Annotated in this window: 27 protein-coding genes and 1 tRNA gene; 21 read left to right on the top strand and 7 right to left on the bottom strand. The window is 66.8% G+C overall.

The window, feature by feature from the left end; genetic code table 11:
* Positions 1–159 precede the first annotated feature (159 nt).
* On the bottom strand, positions 160–1,230 hold the full coding sequence (locus VNN10_14605; protein HXH23252.1) for an Mrp/NBP35 family ATP-binding protein: 1,071 nt from the start codon (positions 1,228–1,230) through the stop codon (positions 160–162).
* Complete coding sequence (locus tag VNN10_14600) at positions 1,223–1,942, bottom strand: DeoR family transcriptional regulator (GenBank protein HXH23251.1); 720 nt, start codon at positions 1,940–1,942, stop codon at positions 1,223–1,225. Before VNN10_14600 ends, VNN10_14605 begins: the two co-directional genes overlap by 8 nt.
* A gap of 228 nt (positions 1,943–2,170) precedes the next feature.
* Between VNN10_14600 and VNN10_14595 the strand changes: the two genes are divergently transcribed.
* The 14 genes from VNN10_14595 to ppcA all read left to right on the top strand — a co-directional run bounded on the left by VNN10_14595 (position 2,171) and on the right by ppcA (position 12,920).
* A complete protein-coding gene (locus VNN10_14595; protein ID HXH23250.1) occupies positions 2,171–2,422 on the top strand; it encodes a hypothetical protein in 252 nt (83 codons plus the stop codon).
* 161 nt (positions 2,423–2,583) lie between these two features.
* Positions 2,584–3,954, top strand: a complete 1,371-nt coding sequence (locus tag VNN10_14590) for an FAD-binding oxidoreductase (GenBank protein ID HXH23249.1) — start codon at positions 2,584–2,586, stop codon at positions 3,952–3,954.
* A gap of 133 nt (positions 3,955–4,087) precedes the next feature.
* Positions 4,088–5,038, top strand: coding sequence for a dihydroorotate dehydrogenase (locus VNN10_14585; GenBank protein HXH23248.1), 951 nt, complete (start codon positions 4,088–4,090; stop codon positions 5,036–5,038).
* The gene (locus tag VNN10_14580; protein HXH23247.1) at positions 5,035–5,400 is read left to right on the top strand and encodes a hypothetical protein; all 366 of its coding nucleotides are present in this window, start codon (positions 5,035–5,037) and stop codon (positions 5,398–5,400) included. Before VNN10_14585 ends, VNN10_14580 begins: the two co-directional genes overlap by 4 nt.
* Before the next feature lie 127 nt (positions 5,401–5,527).
* Positions 5,528–5,605 (top strand) — tRNA-Pro (locus VNN10_14575).
* 39 nt (positions 5,606–5,644) lie between these two features.
* Positions 5,645–5,878, top strand: coding sequence for a glutaredoxin family protein (locus VNN10_14570; GenBank protein HXH23246.1), 234 nt, complete (start codon positions 5,645–5,647; stop codon positions 5,876–5,878).
* A gap of 85 nt (positions 5,879–5,963) precedes the next feature.
* Positions 5,964–6,545 (top strand): class I SAM-dependent methyltransferase, encoded by a 582-nt coding sequence (locus tag VNN10_14565; GenBank protein ID HXH23245.1) that lies wholly within the window; start codon positions 5,964–5,966, stop codon positions 6,543–6,545.
* Positions 6,546–6,631: 86 nt separating this feature from the next.
* Positions 6,632–7,060: a thioesterase family protein gene (locus VNN10_14560; protein HXH23244.1), complete on the top strand. Its 429-nt coding sequence runs from the start codon at positions 6,632–6,634 to the stop codon at positions 7,058–7,060.
* Positions 7,061–7,240: 180 nt separating this feature from the next.
* A complete protein-coding gene (locus VNN10_14555; GenBank protein HXH23243.1) occupies positions 7,241–8,128 on the top strand; it encodes a CoA ester lyase in 888 nt (295 codons plus the stop codon).
* A 22-nt stretch (positions 8,129–8,150) separates the two neighbouring features.
* Entirely contained in the window at positions 8,151–8,906 is a 756-nt protein-coding gene (locus VNN10_14550; protein HXH23242.1) for a class I SAM-dependent methyltransferase, read from the top strand.
* 57 nt (positions 8,907–8,963) lie between these two features.
* Positions 8,964–9,305 (top strand): twin-arginine translocase TatA/TatE family subunit, encoded by a 342-nt coding sequence (tatA, locus tag VNN10_14545; GenBank protein ID HXH23241.1) that lies wholly within the window; start codon positions 8,964–8,966, stop codon positions 9,303–9,305.
* A gap of 50 nt (positions 9,306–9,355) precedes the next feature.
* The gene (locus VNN10_14540) at positions 9,356–10,156 is read left to right on the top strand and encodes an HAD family hydrolase (protein HXH23240.1); all 801 of its coding nucleotides are present in this window, start codon (positions 9,356–9,358) and stop codon (positions 10,154–10,156) included.
* Between the two features lie 34 nt (positions 10,157–10,190).
* Positions 10,191–11,225: an alcohol dehydrogenase catalytic domain-containing protein gene (locus VNN10_14535; protein HXH23239.1), complete on the top strand. Its 1,035-nt coding sequence runs from the start codon at positions 10,191–10,193 to the stop codon at positions 11,223–11,225.
* A 75-nt stretch (positions 11,226–11,300) separates the two neighbouring features.
* Positions 11,301–12,920, top strand: coding sequence for a phosphoenolpyruvate carboxylase (gene ppcA, locus VNN10_14530; protein ID HXH23238.1), 1,620 nt, complete (start codon positions 11,301–11,303; stop codon positions 12,918–12,920).
* Between the two features lie 3 nt (positions 12,921–12,923).
* Here the strand turns inward: ppcA and VNN10_14525 are convergent, their stop codons facing one another.
* Entirely contained in the window at positions 12,924–13,250 is a 327-nt protein-coding gene (locus VNN10_14525) for a hypothetical protein (protein HXH23237.1), read from the bottom strand.
* Between the two features lie 415 nt (positions 13,251–13,665).
* Between VNN10_14525 and VNN10_14520 the strand changes: the two genes are divergently transcribed.
* The 5 genes from VNN10_14520 to VNN10_14500 all read left to right on the top strand — a co-directional run bounded on the left by VNN10_14520 (position 13,666) and on the right by VNN10_14500 (position 17,427).
* Positions 13,666–14,637 carry a TerC family protein gene (locus VNN10_14520; GenBank protein ID HXH23236.1) on the top strand — a complete coding sequence of 324 codons (972 nt, stop codon included), beginning with the start codon at positions 13,666–13,668 and terminating at the stop codon, positions 14,635–14,637.
* A 237-nt stretch (positions 14,638–14,874) separates the two neighbouring features.
* On the top strand, positions 14,875–15,858 hold the full coding sequence (locus tag VNN10_14515; GenBank protein ID HXH23235.1) for a TerC family protein: 984 nt from the start codon (positions 14,875–14,877) through the stop codon (positions 15,856–15,858).
* Positions 15,859–15,891: 33 nt separating this feature from the next.
* The gene (locus VNN10_14510) at positions 15,892–16,194 is read left to right on the top strand and encodes a zf-TFIIB domain-containing protein (protein HXH23234.1); all 303 of its coding nucleotides are present in this window, start codon (positions 15,892–15,894) and stop codon (positions 16,192–16,194) included.
* Between the two features lie 98 nt (positions 16,195–16,292).
* Complete coding sequence (locus tag VNN10_14505) at positions 16,293–16,799, top strand: DinB family protein (protein ID HXH23233.1); 507 nt, start codon at positions 16,293–16,295, stop codon at positions 16,797–16,799.
* Positions 16,800–16,986: 187 nt separating this feature from the next.
* Complete coding sequence (locus VNN10_14500) at positions 16,987–17,427, top strand: hypothetical protein (GenBank protein ID HXH23232.1); 441 nt, start codon at positions 16,987–16,989, stop codon at positions 17,425–17,427.
* On the opposite strand, the gene VNN10_14495 is transcribed toward VNN10_14500, so the two are convergent.
* The 4 genes from VNN10_14495 to VNN10_14480 all read right to left on the bottom strand — a co-directional run bounded on the left by VNN10_14495 (position 17,424) and on the right by VNN10_14480 (position 20,698).
* Positions 17,424–18,197 carry an ABC transporter permease gene (locus VNN10_14495; protein ID HXH23231.1) on the bottom strand — a complete coding sequence of 258 codons (774 nt, stop codon included), beginning with the start codon at positions 18,195–18,197 and terminating at the stop codon, positions 17,424–17,426. The two genes, VNN10_14500 and VNN10_14495, sit on opposite strands and share 4 nt — an antisense overlap.
* Complete coding sequence (locus VNN10_14490) at positions 18,194–19,111, bottom strand: ABC transporter ATP-binding protein (GenBank protein HXH23230.1); 918 nt, start codon at positions 19,109–19,111, stop codon at positions 18,194–18,196. The genes VNN10_14495 and VNN10_14490 overlap by 4 nt, the downstream gene beginning before the upstream one ends.
* A gap of 215 nt (positions 19,112–19,326) precedes the next feature.
* On the bottom strand, positions 19,327–19,800 hold the full coding sequence (locus VNN10_14485; protein HXH23229.1) for a pyridoxamine 5'-phosphate oxidase family protein: 474 nt from the start codon (positions 19,798–19,800) through the stop codon (positions 19,327–19,329).
* Positions 19,801–19,906: 106 nt separating this feature from the next.
* Complete coding sequence (locus tag VNN10_14480; protein HXH23228.1) at positions 19,907–20,698, bottom strand: alpha/beta hydrolase; 792 nt, start codon at positions 20,696–20,698, stop codon at positions 19,907–19,909.
* A 177-nt stretch (positions 20,699–20,875) separates the two neighbouring features.
* On the opposite strand from VNN10_14480, the gene VNN10_14475 reads away from it, so the two are divergent.
* Both VNN10_14475 and VNN10_14470 read left to right on the top strand, forming a co-directional pair.
* Positions 20,876–21,454 carry an NUDIX domain-containing protein gene (locus VNN10_14475; protein HXH23227.1) on the top strand — a complete coding sequence of 193 codons (579 nt, stop codon included), beginning with the start codon at positions 20,876–20,878 and terminating at the stop codon, positions 21,452–21,454.
* Between the two features lie 102 nt (positions 21,455–21,556).
* Positions 21,557–22,224, top strand: a 668-nt coding sequence (locus VNN10_14470) for a hypothetical protein (GenBank protein HXH23226.1), incomplete at its 3' end; no start/stop codon positions are given.

The following is a 22,224-nucleotide window of genomic DNA, read 5'->3' as shown; positions in this document are numbered from 1 at the left end:
CGAATTACGGCGCGGGCGCGGGACGCGCCGAGGCCTGGGCGCGGGCTCCTCCTGCGCCTGTTCTCCACCACTCTGGCGGCCGCGATTCAAGAAGTTCAACCACTCACTCATTTCTCTAGTATGCCTGTCTGTAGCCCTTCGCCGCCTTCAGCGAGGGGATTAGCTAGCCTCGGCCAGGAACTGCTGCACGCTGCAGCGGGCGGCGATCTTCTCCGCGACCGCCATGAACGCCTTGGCCGCGGGCGAATCCGGAGCATACTCCGTGATCGGCACGCCCGCGTCCGAGGCCTCTCGCGTCGCCTGGTCCAGGGGGACTTCGCCGAGAAACTCCAGCCCGAGTTCTTCGGCAGCCTCCGCGGCGCCGCCGTGGCCGAAGATCTCGTAGCGGTTCCCTGTGTCCGGAGCGATGAAGTAGCTCATGTTCTCGACGATGCCGAAGACGGGCACCTGGAGGCGGTCGAACATGGCGACAGCCTTGGTGGCGTCCTCGAGCGCGACCTGCTGGGGGGTGCTCACGATGACCGCGCCGGCGACAGGCGCCTCCTGCACCATGCTCATCGAGGCGTCCGAGGTGCCAGGGGGCAAGTCGACGATGAGGTAATCGAGGTCGCCCCACTTGATGTCGTGCAGGAGCTGGCGCACGGCGGTCCCGATCATGGGACCGCGCCATACGACCGGCGTGCCCGCCGGCAGGACGAAGCCGAGCGAGCAGATGCGGACGCCGTACTTGTCGAAGGTGCGCAGGCCACCGCCTTCGCCCTGCGCCAGGAAGCCCGCCGGTAGCCCCATCATGGTCGGGATGTTCGGGCCGGTGATGTCGGCGTCGAGGAGGCCGACCTTGGCGCCCCGCCGGGCGAGGGCAATCGCGAGGTTCGCCGCGACCGTGGACTTACCGACACCACCTTTGTTCGATGCGATGGCGATGATGTTCTTCACGCCCTCGACCGGGCGCGGGCCTGACTGGCTCAGGTGGGCGCGGACTTCGGCGTCGAGGTTGACTTCAGCCTCCGTGACGCCGGGCACGGAGAGGAGGGCCTGTTCGACCGCCTCCTTGAAGGGGCCCGTGAGCGGACAGGCCGGCGTCGTGAGCATGAGGGTCATCGAGACCTTGGAGCCGTCGACCTTCAGGTCCCGGACCATGTTCAGTGACACGACGTCCCGGTGCAGCTCCGGGTCTTCCACGCGCGAGAGCGCGGCCAGTATGGCCTGCTCATCTATTCGTTCAGGCATCGATGGCGACTCTCCCTTCGGTCGCACCGATGCTGGACGGCGCGGAGGCCGTCTGCGCCGGCGCGGCGCCGTTCGTCTGTTGGCTCACGAGGATGTAGCGGCAGCAACGCAACTGCCCGTCCGAGACCACTTCGTGGGTCACGGGATAGTCAAGCAGGCACTTCAGGAGGCTGACGTGCCACTCGCAGCCGCTTTCGTTGTCCGACGAGATGCGGGCAAAGATGCAGTTGTAGTCTCGGATCTCGAATCCCTGCTCGGTCGGGAGCCACTCAGCAAAACCGCCGATCTTGTGGAGCAGATCGGCGGTTGCGGCAACGCGCTCGTCGAGCGGGCGGCCCTGGAGCCCCTTGCGGTGCTCGCCGGCCAACCGCTCCGCGACGCGCCTGATCATGAAGGAGCGCTTCTCCGAACTTGATAGACCTTCGATATCTTGCGGCGATAGACTTCCCAGCTCATCGAGCAGAAGCTTTGCCAGCAGGTCGTAGCGCCGCGGGAACAAATCTTCGCCCTTCGGCGTCAACCTGAAGACATAGTGGGGACGGCCCGTCGGCCGCTTGACCTTCTCGGACTGCACCAGGCCGTCGCGCTCGAGGCCGAAGAGGTGCTGGCGCGCCGTCATGGAAGCGAGAGAAAGGGCCCCGGCGGCTTCCTCTACGGTAATGCTACCCGCGCGCTTCAGGAGGAGGAGTATCTGCTGTTTGCTGCTCTGCATAGGGGAGAGGGCCGGCGCTAGCGGAGACCCTGACAACTCGATTATAGGCGGCGCCCCTTCGGGAGAGGAAGGTTCACAGACATTTTACACTTCAGATAAGGTAAATTCCGTAAAAACCTTGACGGACCTCACGGCCGGTGATAGATTTGGCGGGCAAATTGATCCAGGTGAGACCTAAAGAACGTATTGATAGGTAGAGCGGGGAAGCTGGATCGAGGAGGTGTGGAAATGCAGACCCCGGTTGTGGAAGAAGTGGTTGCTCCGGAGGCCCCGGCGTGCCGCCACCACTGGCTCATCGAGAGCCCTCATGGTGCGACGAGCATGGGCCGCTGCAAGCGCTGCGGCGAAGTGAAGGCCTTCCGTAACTCGGCGAGCGACACCCTCTGGGAGGGTGACCCGATGAACAGCATCTCGAAGATGGGTTCTGGCGCCTCGCGGCCCATCGTCCGCGAAGTCTCTCCGAGCCTCAGGGAAGACTGAATCACCCGGCAGCGACCGCTCGAGGGGGCCCCTCCGGAGGGGCCCCCTCTTTTTCGCCCGCCCGGGAGCCTCCTGAGGACGCTCCGAGGAATTCCTGAGCACCAGCTATCCGCGCTGGAAAGTCCGGCGTATCATCCTGCAGTCAGTCAGGAGGTGGAACCATGACGGCGAGCAGGGACAGCGCCGCGATCGAGAGGCTGCGCGCAAGCCACCGGGGACCGGTGCTCGCACCGGCGGAGCCCGGGTACGAAGAGGCGCGCAAGGTCTGGAACGGGATGATCGACAGGCGGCCGGGCATTATCGCTCAGGCGACAGGGGTCGCGGACGTCGTGGCGGCGGTCAACTTCGCGCGCGAGCAAGGCCTCAACGTAGCCGTCCGCGGCGGCGGGCACAGCGCGGCCGGCAACGGCGTCTGCGACGACAACCTCGTCGTCGACCTGCGACACATGAAGGGCATCCACGTCGACCCGGCGACGAGGCGCGCCCGGGTCCAGGGCGGCGTCACCCTCGGCGAGATGGACCGGGAGACGCAAGTCCACGGCCTTGCCGTTCCGGCCGGCACGAATTCGACCACGGGGGTAGCCGGCCTGACGCTCGGCGGCGGCCTGGGCTGGTTGATGGGGAGCTACGGCCTGACTATCGACAATCTGCTGTCCTGCGAGGTCGTGACCGCGGACGGCCGTGTCCTCACGGCGAGTCATGCCGAGAATCCGGACCTCTTCTGGGCGCTCCGCGGCGGCGGTGGCAATTTCGGCGTGGTGACATCCTTCGAGTTCCAGGCGCACCGCGTCGGGCCGATGCTCGTCGGAGGAATCATCGTCCACCCGGTGAGCGAAGCACGCCAGGTCTTCTCCTTCTGGAATGACTTCCGCGCGACGTGCCCGGATGAGTTGACGCTGTTCGCAGTCATCGCGGGCGCTCCCGACGGCAGTGGCAACATCATTTCCGCGCTCGCAGGCGCGTACTCTGGCTCCATCGAGGAAGGCGAGAAGGCAGTGCGGCCTTTGAAGGAGTTCGGCCAGCCCCTCATGGATGCCATGGGGCCCTTGCCCTTCGTCGCGCTGCAATCGATGCTCGACGAAGGCTTCCAGCCTGGAATGCTGGTCTACTGGAAGGCGGAGTTCCTGCGAGAGCTGACTCCCGCCGCCATCGACGCCATCGTCGAAATCGGCGAGAAGATGCCCTCGCCCCTGTCCGCGGTCGTGCTCGAGGACATGCATGGTGCTGTCCGTCGTGTCGCTCCCGATGCCACCGCCTACGGTCAGCGCGACGCCACGACAAACATGGCCGTAATCTCCGCCTGGACAGACCCCGCGGAGAGCGACAAGAACATAGCCTGGGCTCGTGAGGTGATGAAAGTCGCCGAGCCCTACAAAACGGGCGGCACCTACATGAACTACTTCGGCGTCGACGACCAGGGTGAGGAGCGCGTGCGCCAGGCCCTCGGGGCGAACTACGACCGCCTGCGTGAGGTCAAGCGCCGCTACGACCCCACCAACATGTTCCGCTTCAACCAGAACATCGCGCCGTAATGCCCTGATCCGGGCGCACAAGGGAGACCGTGAGACCACCACGGCGGCGCCGGTCCGCTGCCCGCAAGGGGGGCGGGAGCCAGCTCGAGCAGCCGGCGTGAGTGGCTGGGCGGCTGCCACCTATAATCCGGTGATGGCCCTCGACCTCAGCGTAGACCTGGCTCCTGGCGCCAAGCGCAGCCTGGCGCTGCCGAACCCGGTGATGGTCGCCTCGGGCACTTTCGGCTACGGCACCGACTACGCGAAGGTGTTCGACATCCAGCGCCTCGGCGCCATCGTCACCAAGACCACGACGCTGGCGCCTCGGCGTGGCAACCCCCAGGTGCGTATCGCCGAGACGCCGTCGGGCATGCTCAACTCGATCGGGCTACAGAACATCGGCGTCTCTGCCCTGCTCCGCGAGCTTTGCCCCGTGTATGAGACCTGGCGGGTGCCGGTCATAGTCAGCATCCTCGGTTCGACCGTCGAGGAGTACGCGGAGGTCGCCCGGCGCCTCGAGGCGGCGCCGGGCATCGCCGGCCTGGAACTGAACATCAGCAGTCCAAACGCCCAGCGCGGCGGAATGGAGTTCGGCCAGGACCCCGAGACCGCCGCCGCGGTTACCGCCGGCGTAGTCCGCGCCACCACGCTGCCCGTAATCGTGAAACTCACGCCGAACGTCGCCGACCCGCGCACGATTGCGCGCGCCGTGGCGGACGCTGGCGCGCACGCGCTCTGTGTCGGCAACACGCTCCAAGCGATGCTCGTGGACACACGGGCACGACGGCCGGTAATAGGAATGACCTTCGCCGGGCTCTCCGGCCCGGCGCTGAAGCCGGTAAACCTGCGCCAGGTCTACCAGGTGGCGCAGGCGGTAAGCGTGCCCGTCATCGGTTGCGGCGGCATCTCCACCGCCGGGGACGCGCTCGAGTACCTGATGGCGGGCGCGAGGGCAGTTCAGGTGGGCACGGCGACCTTCGCCAACCCCCTCGCGCCCATCGAAGTGCTCGAGGGCATCGAGCGCTACTGCGCCCAGGCCGGTGTCCAGCGCCTGGCCGAACTCGTCGGCGCCGCCCAGAGACGCCTCAGTGGGGCCACCCCGTGACGTTGCGGCGTTCGGCCTTCGATGCTTTGCTGGCGCTTCTCGCAGCGCTCGCCTGGAGCTTCGCCGTGTTCGCCTTTGGCGCCCGCTGGCTGTCGCCGCTCGCCGGCGGGCTGCTCGCCCTCGCCGTGGCGCTCTCTACGTCGGCGGCCGTGCTCACCATGCACCTTCGCGACCGCAGGCTGCTGGCCCTGTCCGAGGGCCGCTGCCCATCCTGCGGCAATGCGATCGCCTTCGAGCACCGCCACAGCCGCTGGCAGCCCGAAGCCCGCCGCTGGGAGGCGGCGGCATCGAACTGGGACTGTGCCTTCTGTGGCTACTCGCATACGGAGTCCTGGGCCTGTCCACGCTGCCCGAGGCCCTGAGGTCTGCCCCGCCCGGTGTCCGCTCGTCTGGCCGCGTGCAGTGAGCCGGAAACGGGCGCATGACGGTGCGCCTCCTCGCTACGACCAGTCGAAGGCGCCCTGTGGTACTGCTAGACTGGAGAAAGACCGGGGTGTAGCTCAGTCAGGTCAGAGCGCCTGGTTTGGGACCAGGAGGCCCCCAGTTCGAATCTGGGCACCCCGACCAGCACCGCGGCCCTAGCCAGTGGACTTGCAGAGGCCTGAGATGACCCAGACGAGCGAAAAAGTCATCCTCTACACCACCCCTAACTGCAGCGCCTGCGACCGCGCCCGCGCGGACCTCACCGCCGATGGCGTCGACTTCGAGGAGCGGAGCGTCATGGCCAAGCAGGAGTGGTTTGACGAAGTCCTCAAGTACTCGATCTCCGTGCCCGTGCTCCTTCGCGGCGACAAGGTGGAAGTCGGCTGGAAGGGCGACATGGGCTGCCCGATCTACTGACGCCGTGCGGGTGGTCGAGGGCAGCCGCGTGGTGGAGGCTGCGCCTGGCTGAAGAGAACGCAGCGGGCTCGATGCTAGGCGCGTCGTGCTGGACATCGGCGCTGGCGATGGCCGCTGGGCCTACGAGCAGGCCAGGCGCGACCCGGGTTCGCTCTACATTGCCCTTGACCCTGATGCCGAGGCCCTGAAGGAGTACGCCTTTCGCGCCGCCCGCAAGCCGGCGCGGGGTGGCGCGGCGAACGCGCTGTTCGTGGTCGGCTCCGTGGAGGCCCCGCCGCCGGAGTTGCTGGCCTGTGCCGACGAACTGCGGGTCAACTTCCCCTGGGCCGCCCTGCTGCGCGGCCTCTTGCTGGCCGACCGTGCCACGCTTCGGGGGCTCTCGTCGCTGGGGAAGCCGGGCGCGCGCTTCGAGCTCGTCCTGACCTACGACCCGGCGCACGACCATGGCGCCGGCCTCGATGCCTCGGTCCCGCCCCTCGACGCCGGCGTCTTCGCGCGACTGGCCGAGCCCTACGCCGCCTCTGGACTGCGCATCGAAGAGTGCCGGCCCCTGGGACGGGACGAAGCCCTCGCCATCCCCTCCACCTGGGGCCGCCGTCTCCTCCACGGGCGGGAGCGCAGCGTCTTCCAGCTCAGCGGCCACGTGGTCGGTGCGTCAGACAGTTAGCACCCGCGCGGGCCCGTAGGGAGGGTTCAAAGTGCAGAGATAGGGCCACATCCGCCTGCACCCTGTACTCTGTACTCTGCACCGCGATGTCCTACCGTTTCTCCGCCCTCTACCAGACCCGCCACACGGATACCTTTGGCGGCACGGAGTTCGTGCACATGGGCGTGCTCTTCGCGCTCACCGAGCTGGCTCTCGTCGACTACGACGGGGCGATCGGTGTCGCTGCCGAGGGCGGTGTGCTGCGCTTCAACCTGCGCAGCGAGGCGCGCTTCCTCTCGCCCCTGCGCTGGCGCGAGGGCGCGCGCGTACAGATGCGCTGTTCGCGGCTGCGCGGCAGCCGCATCAGCTTCGAGTGCCTGGTCAGCAGCGCCACCAGCGGCAAACCCGTCGCCGAGATCGTGCATGACTACGCCTACGTCGACCCGGCCACCGGCCGCTCGCAGGCACCATCGAACCTGGACGCCATTCGCGCGGCGATCCTCGCCTACGAGGCCCCGGACTCCGTGGAGGAGTGACGGCTCGGAGGACGGCTCGACGGATGTCCCCTGGCCTCAGGCCTGTGATCTCTGGTATTTGTTTGCTGCTCCCTGTCCTGTGGCCGCTTGACCGGCGCCACCCGTTGTCTGTTCCCTGCGCCTGTTGCACTCTTGAGCGGCGCCTCGCAGTCCCCGAACGCGAGCCCTGAGGAGACGCAAATGCTCTTGATGCGAACCCTGCTGTTCGTACCCGCGAACCGCGAGAACATGGTCGAACGCGCTCACGGCGCGGCCGCCGACGTCATCGTCCTGGACCTCGAGGACTCCGTGCCACCCGCCGAGAAGGAGAACGCCCGCGAGATCGCTCGCAAGGCGGTCTCCTCGCTCAAGGCCGCCGGTAAGACAGTGCATGTGCGGGTCAACCACCTCGAGACCGGCCTGACACGCGACGACATCCTCACGACCCTCGGGCCGGACCTGGCCGGCATCGCCTTTCCGAAGGCAGAGGGCGCCCAGCACATCCGCGACCTGGACGTGATCATGCGTGAGGCCGAGACGAGGAGTGGCGTGCGACCGGGCACGGTGGTGCTGATCCCGAGTATCGAGTCGGCGAAGGGAGTGCTCCGTTGCGAGGAGATCGCGCTCGCTTCGACGCGGCTCGCCGGCATCTCCCTCGGCGCGTACGACTTCACCGCCGACCTCGGGGTTGCCCGCCGGCCGGACGGGCGCGAGCTCGAATACGCCCGGCGTGTCATCGTCCACTGCTGCGCCGCTTACGGCCTGCAGGCGCTCGACACCCCCTACGGTGACTTCCGGGACGAGCCCGGCCTGATCGCCGAGACAGAGTACGTCAAGTCGATTGGCTTCAAAGGCAAGTACCTGATCCACCCGGCGCAGATCGAGCCGGTGAACCGCATCTTCCGCCCCAGCGACGAGGAGGTCGAGCACGCCCGCAAGGTCGCCGCCGCTTTCGACGAAGCGGTGGCGCGGGGGCACGCATCCGTCCAGGTAGACGGGCGCATGGTGGACACGCCGGTCGCGAAGCGGGCGAAGGACCTCATTGCCTTTGCCGAAGAGATAGCGCGGCGAGAGCAGGCGCAGACCTAGCGCGGCCTCGAGAGGGAAGGCCATGGAACTCGACGGTGGCTGGACGGCGTTCGCCCGCCGCTACATCGAGATGCAGGACCGCGGCGACCCGGCCCGCACCCTGCTGCTGGACCCCGTGATGCTCCGTCTCAGCGGCGACGTCGCCGGCAAGCGCGTCCTCGACCTCGGCTGCGGCGAGGGCCGCTTCTGCCGCATGCTCGCAGCCCGCGGCGCCGCGACCGTAGGCCTCGACCTCATCCGCGAGATGGTGGCGACCGCCCGTCAGCGCAGCCCGTCAGGCCAGGCCTACGTACAGGCATCCGCCGAAAAGCTCCCTTTCCGCGACGCCACGTTCGACCTCTTCGTCAGTTACATCACGCTCGTCGACATACCGGACTATCGCGCCGCCATCGCTGAGGCCGCGCGCTGCCTACGCCCTGGCGGCTACTTTCTCGTCGCCAACCTCAGCTTCGTCACCGCGATCCCGGACTCGCTCGAGTACAAACAGATCACCGGCTGGGTCCGCGACGAAGTCGGCAACCGTCTGTACCGCGCCGTCGACGCCTACATCGTCGAAAGGCCGCTTGTCTTCGAATGGAACGGCATGAAGATCAGGAACTGGCACCGGCCCCTCAGCGGCTACATGACGGCCTTCCTCCAGAGCGGTCTCGTGCTGCGCGACTTTCTCGAGCCTGCGCCAACTGATGACAGCCTCCGGGATGACCCGCGGTTCGAAGACTGGTACCGCGTGCCCGAATTCTTGGTCATGCGCTGGCAGAAGCCGGGCGGCCAAAATTGACGCCTTTTCAATCCCGGTGCTAGGCTCTAGACGTATCGAGGGTGGAGGAGGTGGCCTATGGTAGGCGCAGCCGGACCGTTTGGCCTTGGGGCCCCGGAGCTCCTGATTATCCTGGTCGTGGTACTGCTGCTCTTCGGCGCCACCCGGCTCGCCGACATCGGCGGCGGCCTTGGCCGCGGCATCAAGGAGTTTCGCAAGAACATCAGGGACGAAGAGCAAGAGGAAGCGGCTCATCCGCCTGCCGCCCCCGCGGCAACTTCAGCCGCGACCGCTGAGCGCCTGGTCGACACGCCGCAGGCCGTCTCGGCGCTGAAGTGCCCTAACTGCGGCGGATTGAACGCCATGGGCGCCCGGTACTGCAGCAACTGCGGCGCAAGTATCGCGACGCCGGTGTCATAGGAACGGAGTGATGTAAGCGAGGCGGCCCGGGCCCGGGCCGCTTTTCATTTATGCAGGTACGCGCCATCCTCTTCGACCTCTGGGGCACGCTCATAGTCGACCCCGAGACAAACTCGCGGCCTCGCCAGCTCTGGCGGGCCCGCAATGTCCAGGCGATTCTGAGGCGCAGCGGCATCGCCCTCAGCCTCGAGACTGCGGATGCGGCTCTGGTCGCTGGCGGCGCCGCACTCTCTGCCCTGCACGACGACGGCCTGGACGTACCCGCGGAGGGGCGCGTCGACCTCTTCTTGTCCCAACTGGGCGGGGCGCCGCCTCTGCCGGCCGAGGTCCGCCGCGAGCTTGTCGACGCGATCTGCAGCATGCACCCCGTCCACCGCCCCGTCCTCGGCGATGGCGCCACCGAGGTGCTCCGCAAGGTGAAGGACCTTGGCCTGGCGACGGCCCTGGTCTCGAACGCCGGCTACACCACGGCGCCGCACCTGCGGGAGATGCTGGAGGACTACGCCATCGCCCCTTACCTTGACGTCTGCGTCTTCTCGGACGAACTCGGACTGGCAAAGCCCAATCCGCGTATTTTTCAGGAGGCGCTGGAGCGATTGGGAGTGGAGCCGGCGTCTGCTGCGTTCGTCGGAGACTCACCCCACAACGACATCTATGGCGCGCGCCAGGCGGGGCTGCTGGCCATCCAGATCGGGCATCGAGACGCGCCGCCGCGCACCGGTTACACCGAAAGCGACGGCGCCCGCCCGAACGCCTATATCGCCAGCCTGTCCGAGCTCTTGCCGGCGCTGAGCGAGTTCGCGGAGCTGCCCGGGGGGCCTGGGCGGCCGGGCGCCCTTCCTGGCCCCTGATCGAACGGGCTGCATCGGCTATCCTTCCCCTGTTGTGAAAGCCGTCGTCTTCAAGGGCCAGGGGCATGTCGCGGTGGAGGAGAGGCCGGCGCCGCGCATCGAGGAGCCCACGGACGCCATCGTGCGCGTATCGATGGCAGCGATCTGCGGCACCGACGTCCGCGTCCTGCAGGGCCGGATACCGGGCGCGCCGGACGCCATCATCGGCCACGAGTTCTGCGGCGTCATCGAGGACGTTGGGCCGGAAGTGACCGGCCTGAAGCCAGGGGAGCGCGTGGTGAGCCCCTTTTCGGTCTTCTGCGGCGGCTGCTTCTACTGCAAGAAGGGCCTGCTGACGGCCTGTGAGAGGCGCCAGGTGTACGGCTTCGGCGCGCTGGGCGGCGCCCAGGCGGAGTTCGTGCGGGTGCCTTCCGCGACGGCAGTCCTCGAAAAACTGCCGGACGCGATCACGGACACGCAGGCGGCGTTCCTCTCCGACATCTTGCCTGGCACCTTCGCCGGACTCCAACTCGCGGGGCTGGCGGCCGGCGACAGCGTCGCCGTCGTCGGCTGCGGACCGACGGGCGTCTGCACCCAGCTCCTTGCGAGGGCCATGGGCGCCGCCACGGTCATCGGCATAGACCGCCACGCCTCCCGCCTGGCCGCCGCCGAGCGACTGGGGTCCGCGGCTGTTAGCATGGAATCGGGAGATCCGTTATCGCGCGTGCGCGGCGCCACCGGCGGCCGCGGCGCCGACCTCGCTGTCGAGGCCACGGGAACGCTGGCCGGCCTAGTCGCGGCCTCGGCGCTGGCCCGGCCCTGGGGTACGCTACTCAGCCTCGGCGTCGGCATCGAGCGCGCCGGTGAGTTCCCGGCTGGTAGCCTGGCAGGCCGGCACGTCAAGCTGGTGCCAGCGGGAATCCCGCCGGTGAAGAACTACATCGAGCCCCTGATGAAGATGCTGGCCAATGGCGTGATCGACCCTTCGCCGATCGCGACGCACATCCTGCCGCTGGAGGAAGCGCCGCGAGGCTACGACCTCATGGCCGGGAGGCGGGACGGCGCCCTGAAGGTTCTGCTGAAGCCCTAGCCGGCTGCGAGAAGCCGGCCTGCGCGACACTAACTCTGCCCCGAACTATAAGGTGACCAGACGAGCATTACTCCTATGAGCGAACTACACATCCCCTGCGCCATGCTGACGCAGCATCCCGATGCCGCCTCTCGCTACGTCTCCGTCCAGGAGGAGCCGGACGAGGCAGTCCGCGGCCTCCTGCCCCCGCCGGAGGGCCTGGGCGCGGACGAGATCATGGTGGACTTCGAGGGTAAGCTCACGCCTTACCACCAGACATCGCAGGTTGTGCTGGCGCTGCTCCAGCACGGCGTGAAACCTGGCGACGAAATCAGGGTCACGCCTCGCGCGCCGAGCGCGGACAAGGAGAACGTCTTCCGCCAGCTCATGGCGCTCATGTCGATCGTAGAGACCAACGTCCAGGCTTACCGGCCGCTGGAGCGCATCGCGGTGCGCGAGGTCATCGTGCCGATGACGCAGACGGCGGACCAGCTCGTCGCCGTGCGGCGGCGCTTCCGGGCGATCGAGGAGCTGGGCCTGGAGGAGTTTGGCCTCAACCCGACAGGCGAGGGTATCCAGCCCATCCCGCTGATCGAGGAGGTGCCGCCGCTCCTCGGCACGGGGTCGCTCCTCAGGGAATACCTACAGCTCTGCCGCTGGTCGGGCTACGACACGCCCTACCTGCGGGTCATGCTGGGCCACTCGGACTCGGCATTGGGATACGGCATGGTGGCGGCGGCGCTCTCCGTGCGCGCGGCCCTGATCGACGCCTTCGAGGCGGGAGACGCTTTCGACTGCCCCGTCTTCCCGATCATCGGCGTCGGCTCGCTGCCGTTCCGGGGACACCTCACGGGGCCTTCGTTGCCGGACTTCCTCGAACGCTTCCCCGGCACGAGGACGGTAACGATCCAGGGCGCGATCCGATACGACCACGACCCTGCCGAGGCGCCGGCGATGATCGCCGAGCTGCGCCGGCGCGTGCACGAGGGAGACGGACGTCGTCCCGACCGCGATGACCGCGAGGTGCTGGCAGAGCTGGCGGTGCTTTTCTCCGTGAACTACCTCAACACGTTCCACAAGTTCGCGCAGGCCGTTGCCGGCCTCTCCGACCTGGTGCCGGAGCAGCGCGACCGCCTGACACGCCATTCGCCGGTCAGCTATTCGCGCCAGATGCCGAAGCCGAGCCGGCTCGCGGAGATGGTCGGCTCGGAGGCCCTGCGAGAGGAGCTGCGCCTGCTGGACTCCATGCCGGAGTTGCCGGTACCGCTGCCCCGCGCGATCTCCTTCACGGCCTCGCTGTACTCGATTGGCCTTCCGCCCGAGTTCATCGGGACGGGCCGCGGCCTGCGTGCCGCCTGCGAGCTCTATGGCGAGTCGTTCCTCAAGGACATGGGGCGCTGGTTCCCGGGCCTGAAGGAAGCGCTGACCTTCGCGGGGCGCTACCTGGACCTGGACGTGGCCAAGGACTTCCTGCCCCGCGAGGCGATGCAGGAGCTAAGGCAGGATGTCGACGCCGCGGAGGAGCTACTGCACTTGACGCTCGGCCCTCAGACGGAGGAGGACCAGTTCTACCACACGGTCCTGCGGGCCCTGAGCCCGTTGATGCTGCACGCCCTGGGCCGCGGCTCATCACGTCTCGGGACCTCACGCGAGGAGGAGACGATGGCCCGGCAGTGGGTAATCAAGCTCGGGACGCTGCGGGGCTGCCTCGGCTGACGCCTAAGGCACCATGCCGGGCATCGTCCAACCCGGCGTCATGGGCATCGCTGGCGTCGCACCGTGCATCATGCCGTGCATGGCCGCGTGGTCGGTCATGTGGCCGAGCATCCGCTGGTACGCCTCGTCACCCATGACCTCGCGCATGCGCTGCTGCATCGCTGCCCAGTCGCTGAACTCCATCCCACCCGGCATGGCGCCGTGGTGCGCCCCGTCCATCGCGTGCCAGCGATCGTGGTCGTCAACGGCGAGCACGACACCAAGCGCGACCGCGAGCGTAAGCGCGACAGCGGCGAGTCCCCCGACTACGATTTGCGTTCCTCCAACCACTTCCAGCCTCCTCCGCAGTTCTCCCCCACGTCGAGGATGCAACCTCAAGCGGAGTACAGGACAGGGCAGAATGGCCTCTTCACGTGCCCCTATTCCAGCTCCCAACGCAACCGGTGGCTTGTTGCTGAGGCGTGGCAGGTAGAGCCACCCTGCCCGTCCGCTGGCCGTCTCAGAGCGAACCACATGCGGGCCTCGCGTCCGAAGCTCTTGACCCCCGGTTGACTTGCTGGCTAGGGGACGGTCGCTTACAGTTGCGGTCGTGGGGAGTAGCCAGCCCTCTCCAGAGGAGGGGGCCCTCCGGTCGTCAATACGTCCCCTCGCGGGGACCGGTCGGCGGTAATCCGAAGGCGAGACCACTACGTCCGGCGTAGTCGTCTCGCCTTCGTCATGCCACTGATCGCGGGAAGGACCGTGTTTGGATACTGACATTCACGCCAGTCTCTGGCTCTGGGCTGCTTTCAACATCGGCATACTGGTCCTTCTCGTTGTGGACCTCGGCATTTTTCACCGCGAAGCGCACGCGGTCTCCGTCCGTGAGGCCGCGCTCTGGACCGTGACCTGGGTCTCGCTCGCGATGGCGTTCGACCTCGGCGTCTACTTGCTAGCCGACCCGGAGCCCGGCCTCGCCTTCCTTACCGGCTATGTCATCGAGCTGTCGCTCAGCGTCGACAACATCTTCGTCTTCGTCCTGCTCTTCGCTTACTTCGCCGTGCCCCCTGCTTATCAGCACCGAGTGCTCTTCTGGGGCATCCTGAGCGTCATCCTCATGCGGGGGAGCGTGATCGTCGCCGGCTCGGTGCTGGTGGAACAACTGCACTGGATCCTCTACGTCTTCGGCGCCCTCCTGATCATCAGCGCCTGGCGCATGGCCACCCAGGGCGGCGGCCATGACGATCCCTCACAGAACCCCGCCGTCCGCTTCATCCGCCGCTTCTTCCCCGTGACGGAGAACTACGAGGGCCACCGCTTCTTCGTACGCCGCGATGGCGTCTTCATGGTTACCCCCTTGTTCATCGTCCTCGTCGCCTTGAACACGACGGACCTCGTTTTCGCCATCGACTCTATACCCGCCATCTTCGCGATCACACACGACCCATTCATCGTCTATACATCGAACCTCTGCGCAGTGATGGGGCTCAGGTCGATGTACTTCCTGCTCGCCGGCGTCGTAGACCGCTTCCACTACCTGCAGTTCGGCCTATCGGTGATCCTCGCCTTCGTCGGGACGAAGATGCTGCTGGAGGATGTCTACGAAGTGCCGATCGCGGCGTCTCTGGGAGTGATTGCGGCCGTAATCACGGTAGCCGTCGCGGCCTCGTTAGTGCGGCCGAAAGACCAGGTCGCCGCCTCTGAAGACAGCCATCCGGAGAGTCCGCACCCCGCTTAGCACCTTTAGCGCTGACCGTGAGCGAAGCCTTCATCGCCTTGAAGCCGCGGGCGACATGCCGTAAAGTGATTGCAGAAGTGGGGAGTAGCCTGCTCGTCCCCTGACGGACGAGTCCTCCGATCGTCAATCCGTCCCCCCTGTGGGACCGGTCGTGGGTACAAGGGCGAGACCACTACGACGAAAGCCGTAGGGTCTCGCCTTTTTGTTTGCCCTACGAGCCGTGCAGGAGGGCCGGGGTTGGAAGGAAGTATCGACGCCAGTATCTGGCTGTGGGTAGCGTTCAACGCTACCGTATTCGGGTTGCTCGCGCTGGACCTGGGCGTCTTTCACCGCCAGGCTCATGCAGTCTCCGTGAAGGAGGCAGCGGGATGGACGGTCACCTGGGTCTCGTTGGCGCTCACCTTCAACGCCGCCATCTACTTTCTCGCGGGACATGAGCCGGGCGTCGCCTTCTTCACCGGCTACCTGATCGAGCTCTCACTCAGCGTCGACAACATTTTCGTCTTCGTCCTGCTTTTCACGTACTTCGCGGTGCCGGCGGCCTACCAGCACCGCGTGCTGTTCTGGGGCATTCTCGGCGTCATAGTGATGCGGGGGACCCTCATCGCGCTGGGCTCGGTCCTCATCCACCAGTTGCACTGGGTCATCTACATCTTCGGCGCCATCCTTATCCTCAGCGCCTGGCGCATGGCGACGGGCGGCGTGAGCCATCAAGACCCGTCCACCAACCCGGCGGTGCGCTTCATCCGCCGCTTCCTGCCCGTAACCGAGACCTACGAGGGGCAGCGCTTCTTCGTGCGCCGCGATGGCGTGCTGATGGCTACGCCCCTGATGGTCGTGCTCGCTGCGGTCGAGACGACCGACCTGGTGTTCGCAATCGACTCCATCCCCGCGATTTTCGCGATCACGCACGACCCGTTCCTCGTGTACACGTCAAACCTCTGCGCAGTCATGGGCTTGCGCTCCATGTACTTCCTTCTGGCAGGGGTGGTCGGCAAGTTCCACTACTTGCAGCTCGGGCTCTCGCTGGTGCTGGCCTTCGTCGGGACGAAAATGCTCCTCTCTGAGGTCTACAAGATCCCGGTGGAAGTCTCGCTGCTGGTCGTGGCGTCCGTCATCAGCACCGCGATAGCTGCCTCGTTGCTCTTCCCCAAGGAGCCTCGACTCGAGCATGTCGCGGAGAAAGCATTGCCGGAAGAGCCGGCGGTCGGGTCTCACTAGCCCTCAGTCAACACGAGCAGCCGGAGGAGACTGATGAATTGTCCCAAGTGTGGCGCACCAATGCGCGAACGGGAGCGGGGCGACGTGATCATGGACGTCTGCCCGAGCGGCCACGGCATCTGGCTCGATAGCGGCGAGCTCGAGCGGCTTACAGAACAACGCCGTGAGTATGTCCGCAGCCACCCGGGTTACCGCCCCGACGACGACGATGACGATGAGTGGTACTACAGGCGCGGCGACCGCGGCAACCGGGACCAGTACGGCCAGCCGCGCAAGAAGAAGGGATTCCTGAGCACGCTCATGGAGAGCTTCGGGGGCGAAGGCGCCGACGACTAAGGGGCGAGCTGCCTCGGACGCCGGCCGCGGGGCGCGATGCCCTGCCTTGCAAGCTCGCCCTTCTCCAGCGAGCGGGAGCCGTCCTGTATTCTCAGCCTATGACGCCTGCGGAAGCCTTCCTCACGGTCCTGCGTGACGCCCACGCCATGCTCCAGACGGTGATGAACGACATTGACAGGGATGCGCTCTGGCGGCGGCCGCCCGGCAACGCCAACCCGATCGGCGAAATCTACGGGCACGCGGTCGGAGTGGAGGACATGTACATCCAGCAGATCATCCAGGGAAAGCCGACCGTCTGGGAGTCGGGCGGGTGGGCGGCCAAGCTTGGGCGGGAGACGCCGCCGAACCTGTGGCAGGGGGAAGCGCCACGCCCCTTCGACCTATTCGACTTTCTCGGGTATCGCCGCGCGGTGTACTCGGCCAGCGAACTCTACATCGCCGGGCTCTCCGCGGAAGACCTGGACCGGGCCCTGCCTTTCCCGGGGCGCGATTGGAGCATGAGCCTGGCGCAACTGCTGACTGTGGTCGTGTCCCATTGCACGGCTCATGCCGGTGAGATCGCCGCCCTGCGCGGCGTGTTCGGCGGCAAGGGACTGCCCTACTAGCGCCGTGCGGCCGCCGGAGGCAGGACGGGCCGGGCTCCTGCGCGCAGGTCGACTGTTGGTCCGCTCATAGCGGCGATCCGGCGCGTGCACGACGCTGCCTTGCTGGCGCAGGCCCCGCGCGAACAGGGACGAGCGTCGTACGGGCTGGCTTTTGGCGCGCCCGCGGGAGCGGCTAAAATGCCGTGCCATGCAAGAGCCCGACATTACTAGCGCGGGCGAGGCGCCGGCGGCGCTCGCGTTGCTGTGGACGGCGCTCAGTGTCGCCTCGGCGGCCGTAATCCTGGCGGCGGCGGCCCTCGCCGTGGCGCCAGCCCTCGACTTGCCCCGGCAGCCCGGCGGCGCGGAGCTCGAATCGCCCCGCGCGGGCGAGGCGGGCCAGCCAAAGCGGCGCTCGATGATTGTCGTCTACGTGGTGTGGAGCGAGGAGGAGGCAGAGCGGCTCAGCCGTTCCTTCGAGGAGTGGGACGAGGCCCTGCGCGTCAGCGGACTCCCGGAGGAGAACGTGCGCCGCTTCTTCGTAGCCCAATCGCGAGAGGACTTGATGCGCGGCCGCTACTTCGACTTCTCGACCATCGACCCGGAGGACGGCCCCGGCCGCGAGTTCAGGTACGTCGACCTCAGGCGCTAGCGTCGCGGTTCCCAGTCGAACTTGAGGAGCGCGAGCACAACGCCCGCTGCCCCCCAGGCAAGCATCGCGGCCAGGCGCTCGGGCTCAAAGCCGGAGCGTGACTCGAATGGGTTGAAGGACGTCTGGAGGGCCTGGGAGAAGTGCCGGATGGGGAAGATTTCGGCGACGGTGGTGATCCAGGCGGGGGCGTCGTCGGTGCGGATGAAGATGTCGGAGATGAACATCAGAGGTAGGACGGAAGCGTTGATCACCGCGGGCGCCGCCTCCGCGGAGGGGACGAGGCCGGTTATGCCCAGGCCGAGCGCGCTGAACGTCGCTGCCCCGACGACCAGCGTGAGGAGGAATGCTGCCAGCGTGTTGTCGGGCAGCTGCACATCGTAGAAGACATAGCCGAAGGCAACCACGATCACGACCAGTAGGATGGAGACCACGATCGAGTTGAGGATCTTGCCCGCAAGGAAGACCCACGTCGGGACCGGCGCGCCGCGGATGCGCTTGAGGACGCCTTCGTCGCGGGAAAAAGTGAGGGCCATCGCCAGGTTGGTGTAGCAGGCAGTGATCACCGACAGGGCCGTTATGGCGGGCACGTAGAAGTTGGAAGCGGTGGCCGTCCCGCCGCGCACCTCGATCTCTTCGTTGCCAAAGAAGACATTGAAGATGACCAGGAACATGAGCGGGAAGACGAAGGTGAAGAAGGCGGAAGCCGGGTTCCGCCAGAAGGCGCGGTTCTCGTAGCGGAGCTGGCGCAGCGCCAGGCGAGCACCGCTCACGATACAGCCTCCGGCTCGGTCGCGCCGACCAGCTTCAGATAGACGTCCTCCAGCGACGCCCTCGAGAGGGTCAGTTCCTCGAGCTCGATCCCGTTGTCGTTCGCCCAGCGCAGCAGCTCGTACAGGACGCGGGTGGGCGTCGCGGTGCGAATAGTCGTGACTCCATTGTCGAGTGCAGCGACGGAGGCGAGCTCCGGCGGCAGAGGTTGCGACGTGGCGGCGCGGAACCGGATCGTGCTGGAAGGCTCGGAGGCTATGAGCTGGGCCGGCGTGCCTTCGGCCACGATTACGCCGGCGGAGATGATCGCGACGCGGTCCGCCAGGTTGTCCGCCTCGTCCAGGTAGTGGGTTGTCAGCAGGACTGTCTTGCCCAGGGACCTGAGGTTACGGATCATCTGCCAGGCGTTGCGGCGCGCGGCCGGGTCGAATCCCGTGGTGGGCTCGTCCAGGAAGAGCAGGTCAGGGTTGCCGGCAAGGCCGATGGCGACGTCGAGCCGGCGCTGCTGACCGCCCGAGAGCTTGCGCACCCTGACGTTGCGCTGGTCACGCAGGCCGACGACCTCCAACACTTCGTCCAGAGGCAAGGGGGCCGGGTAGTAGCCGCGGAACATCTCGATGGACTCGGCCACGGTCAGATAGCGTTCGACGCCGGTCTCCTGCAAGACGATGCCGATGCGCTCGCGAAAGCTGCGCCCGCCCTTTTCCGGGTCGAAGCCGAGGACGCTGACCTCGCCTGCCGAGCGCTTCCGGTGTCCCTCGAGGATCTCGACCGTCGTTGTCTTGCCGGCGCCATTGGGGCCCAGGAGGGCAAAGACCTCCCCCTCGCGCACCTCGAAGTCAATGCCCCGAACGGCCTCGATGCTGCCGTATGACTTCCGCAGGCCGCGGACGGAGATGGCGGGTGCCGACCTCACGGGGCGCGACTGGGCCGCTCCGTTGGCGGGCTCGCGTCGTTCCGGAACAGGCTCCCGCGGCGCTTGCCAGCGCAGGCGTCGTCCTCTGGCGCCAGGTCCTCAGGCAGCGCTACGTGCGTACGCAAATCCGGCCTCATCACGCGAAGTCACATTGAGGGTAGCACGAGAAGGCCGACCCGCAGGCCGCTCTCGCCGGCGCCGATCCGCGGCCTGGGTTACGGCCGCATCTGGACCCGGACGCCGGGCATGACGCCATCGACTTGGTGCAGGTCGATGATCAGGGGGAAGCCGCGCTGCTCGCGGTCGGCGTTGCGCTCCGGTTCGGGCGCGTTGTTGTACACCGTCTCCCTCGTCTTGGGGTCATTCTCGATGTGGCCGCGACCGCGGAACTGCAGCGTGATTCGCTTCTCAGGGTCGCGGTAGAAGAGGGTGATGCGGTTGTTTTTCTGGAGGGCCCTCTGCAGGCCGCCCTCCGGGTTGCGGACCCAGATGGCGAGCTGCGTGTCGCTGTAGACCTGGGTGCTGCCGCGGAACGAGAGGCTCGGCTGGCCTTCCTCGTCCACGTAGGCGACGATGATGGGAGTGCGGTTGGCGAGGGCGTTGTTGACGGCGTCGCGGATCTCGGGCGTGATTTTGAGCTCGGTAAGCGGTACGAACTGCTGTGGCTGCGGCGCTGCCGGCGTTGTCATGGGCTGCGATTTCTCCTGTCCCGCTGTGAATGTTAGGCCGCTAGATAATATACGGTGCCTATCTTGAGCGCGAGGGCGGAGTCCGGGAACCCGGGAAGCCCGGAGACTACTCCGCAAGGAAGTCCGTGACGACCTGGATGAACTTGTCTTCTTCCTCGACCATGGGGAAGTGGGCCGATTCCGCGAACATCACCACGCGGGAGCCCGGGATGCGCCTGTGGAACTCCTCGGCGTAGCCGGGTGGCACGATGCCGTCATGCTCGCCCCAGACGATCAGTGTTGGAGCCGAGATGCGGTGGATGCGCTTCTTCAGGCCCTTGTCCCAGATCGGCCAGAGAAACTTGCCGGCCGCGGCGAAAGACTTCTGACGCTCGAACATCGCCCGCGCCATCGCCTCGCGGTTCTCGCGGTCGATCGGAGGCCCGAGGCGCGCCATGTTCTCCGGCTTGTACACGCTGGCGGCCACAAGCTCGGGGCCCTGCATCGTGAAGAAGTCAGCCCCGCCGATCTCGTCGTTCCAGAGACCGGCAGCGTCGCAGAGGACGAGCTTGCGGACGCTATCGCGCCCCAGCGCCGCGACCTCGGCAGCGACCATGCCGCCGAGCGAGTGGCCGATAACGTACGGCCTCTCAACCTTGATGGCGTCGAAGAAGTCAAGATAGAAGATCGCGAAGTCGATGATGTCGTCCAGGTGCTCGAGGCCCGTGGAGTTGCCCCAACCGGGATGGTCTGGCTGAAAGACCATGTACTTCTCCGCCAGGCGGTCCAGATAGGAGAACCAGCCCTGGTGGCCGCCGGAATGATGGAGCCACACCAGAGGCTCGCCGCGGCCGGCGCAGCGCATCTCCACCCGGAACATGCCGTCTCGCACGGATACGGTCTCGGTCTTGAAGGCCATGGCGGCACCCCCCGAAGCAGCGGACTGACGCCGATTTTCGCAGACGGGGAGCGCGAGAGTACAGTACGCGGACTGGCGGGCCGCCGCTCCTGACAGCGAGCCTCCTCACCTTGCGTTCGCGATCAGCGGGTTCGAAAATCGCCTTGCATCACGTCCACCTTTGGGGGTTGTCATCTCATGTGTCCGCCTGACGACTTCATTGGCGAGCAGACCGCATACATCCCGGAGGCGCCGGGCCGCGGCCGTGTCTTCACGGAAAAGAAGTTCCCAGACGAGACGCTTGCGTCCTGGGAGGCGACCGACCTGCCGGAGGACGCCACCGTGGTGCACGTCACCATGTACCCGTACCGTGGCGAACGCGTCGTGCTGACCTGGCGCGAAGGGAGGCTTCTCCTGCCGGAAGGCGACGTGAAACAGGGAGAGAGCGCGGAGGAAGCAGTCCGCCGCATTGCCCTGGAGCAGTGCGGCATTACGGATCTGGAGATGACCCATCTGGGGCACTTCAAATGCCGCGCGACTGTGCATTCGAAGCTCCTGCCGGCCGGGACCATCACCTATCGCGCCCTGTACGGCGTGGACGTGTCCGCCCTGGCGGACTTCCCCGCCGCGCCCGGGCACGAGCGGCGCATCGTGATGCAGCGGGACCTCCTGGCCCTGGTCCGCGACCGCTATTTCGAGCACTGGAAGGAGTACCTGGAAGCGCTCGACCAGTTCGTGCTGGCGCGCGCCAAGAGGGCCATGGCCGCTCCGAACTGAGCTGCGCAGCCGCCGCGCCGAGGCAAGGCGCCACGGAGTGACACCTTATAATCGAGGTGTCCCCGCGGGAGGTGCCTGATCTTCACACGCTACGTGCGCGGAATGCCCGCCCAGCCCTGGTCGCCGGAGCGCCCGGACGCGATCGACCTGCTGCGGGATTCCGAAGTAGAGGAGGCGGCCCTGCTGGCGGCCGGCTCCAACTACGTCTACCTCCTTACCTTGCGGCACCCTCGAGCGGGGATGGGATACGCCGTCTATAAGCCGCAGCGCGGCGAAGCTCCCCTGAGCGACTTCCCGGACGGCACTCTGTACCGGCGCGAGTACGCCGCCTACCTGGTGAGCGAGGCCCTGGGTTGGCACCTGGTCCCGCCGAGCGTGATCCGCGAGGAAGGCCTGCCCTACGGCGTCGGCGTCGTGCAGCTTTTCATCGAGCACGACCCCTCGCAGCACTACTTCAACCTGCGCGAAGGCCGCGTCGATGAGATGAAGCGCATTGCTCTCTTCGACTGGATTACGAACAACGCCGACCGTAAGGGTGGTCACACCCTGCTCGCCAGCGACGGCCGCATCTGGTGCATCGACCAGGGGCTGACGTTCCATGTGGACGACAAGTTGAGGACGGTGATCTGGGACTTTCAGGGCCAACCGGTGCCGCCGGACCTGGCGGAAGATGTCTGCCGGCTGGGTGAGCGGCTCGAAACGGATCAGGCCCTGCGCAGCGAGTTGCTGCGTTACATTACCGCCGCGGAACTGGAGCGGCTCCAGTACCG

Source organism: Dehalococcoidia bacterium (genome assembly GCA_035574915.1).
GTDB lineage: Bacteria > Chloroflexota > Dehalococcoidia > DSTF01 > WHTK01 > DATLYJ01.
This window is presented reverse-complemented; position numbering and strand designations above follow the sequence as displayed.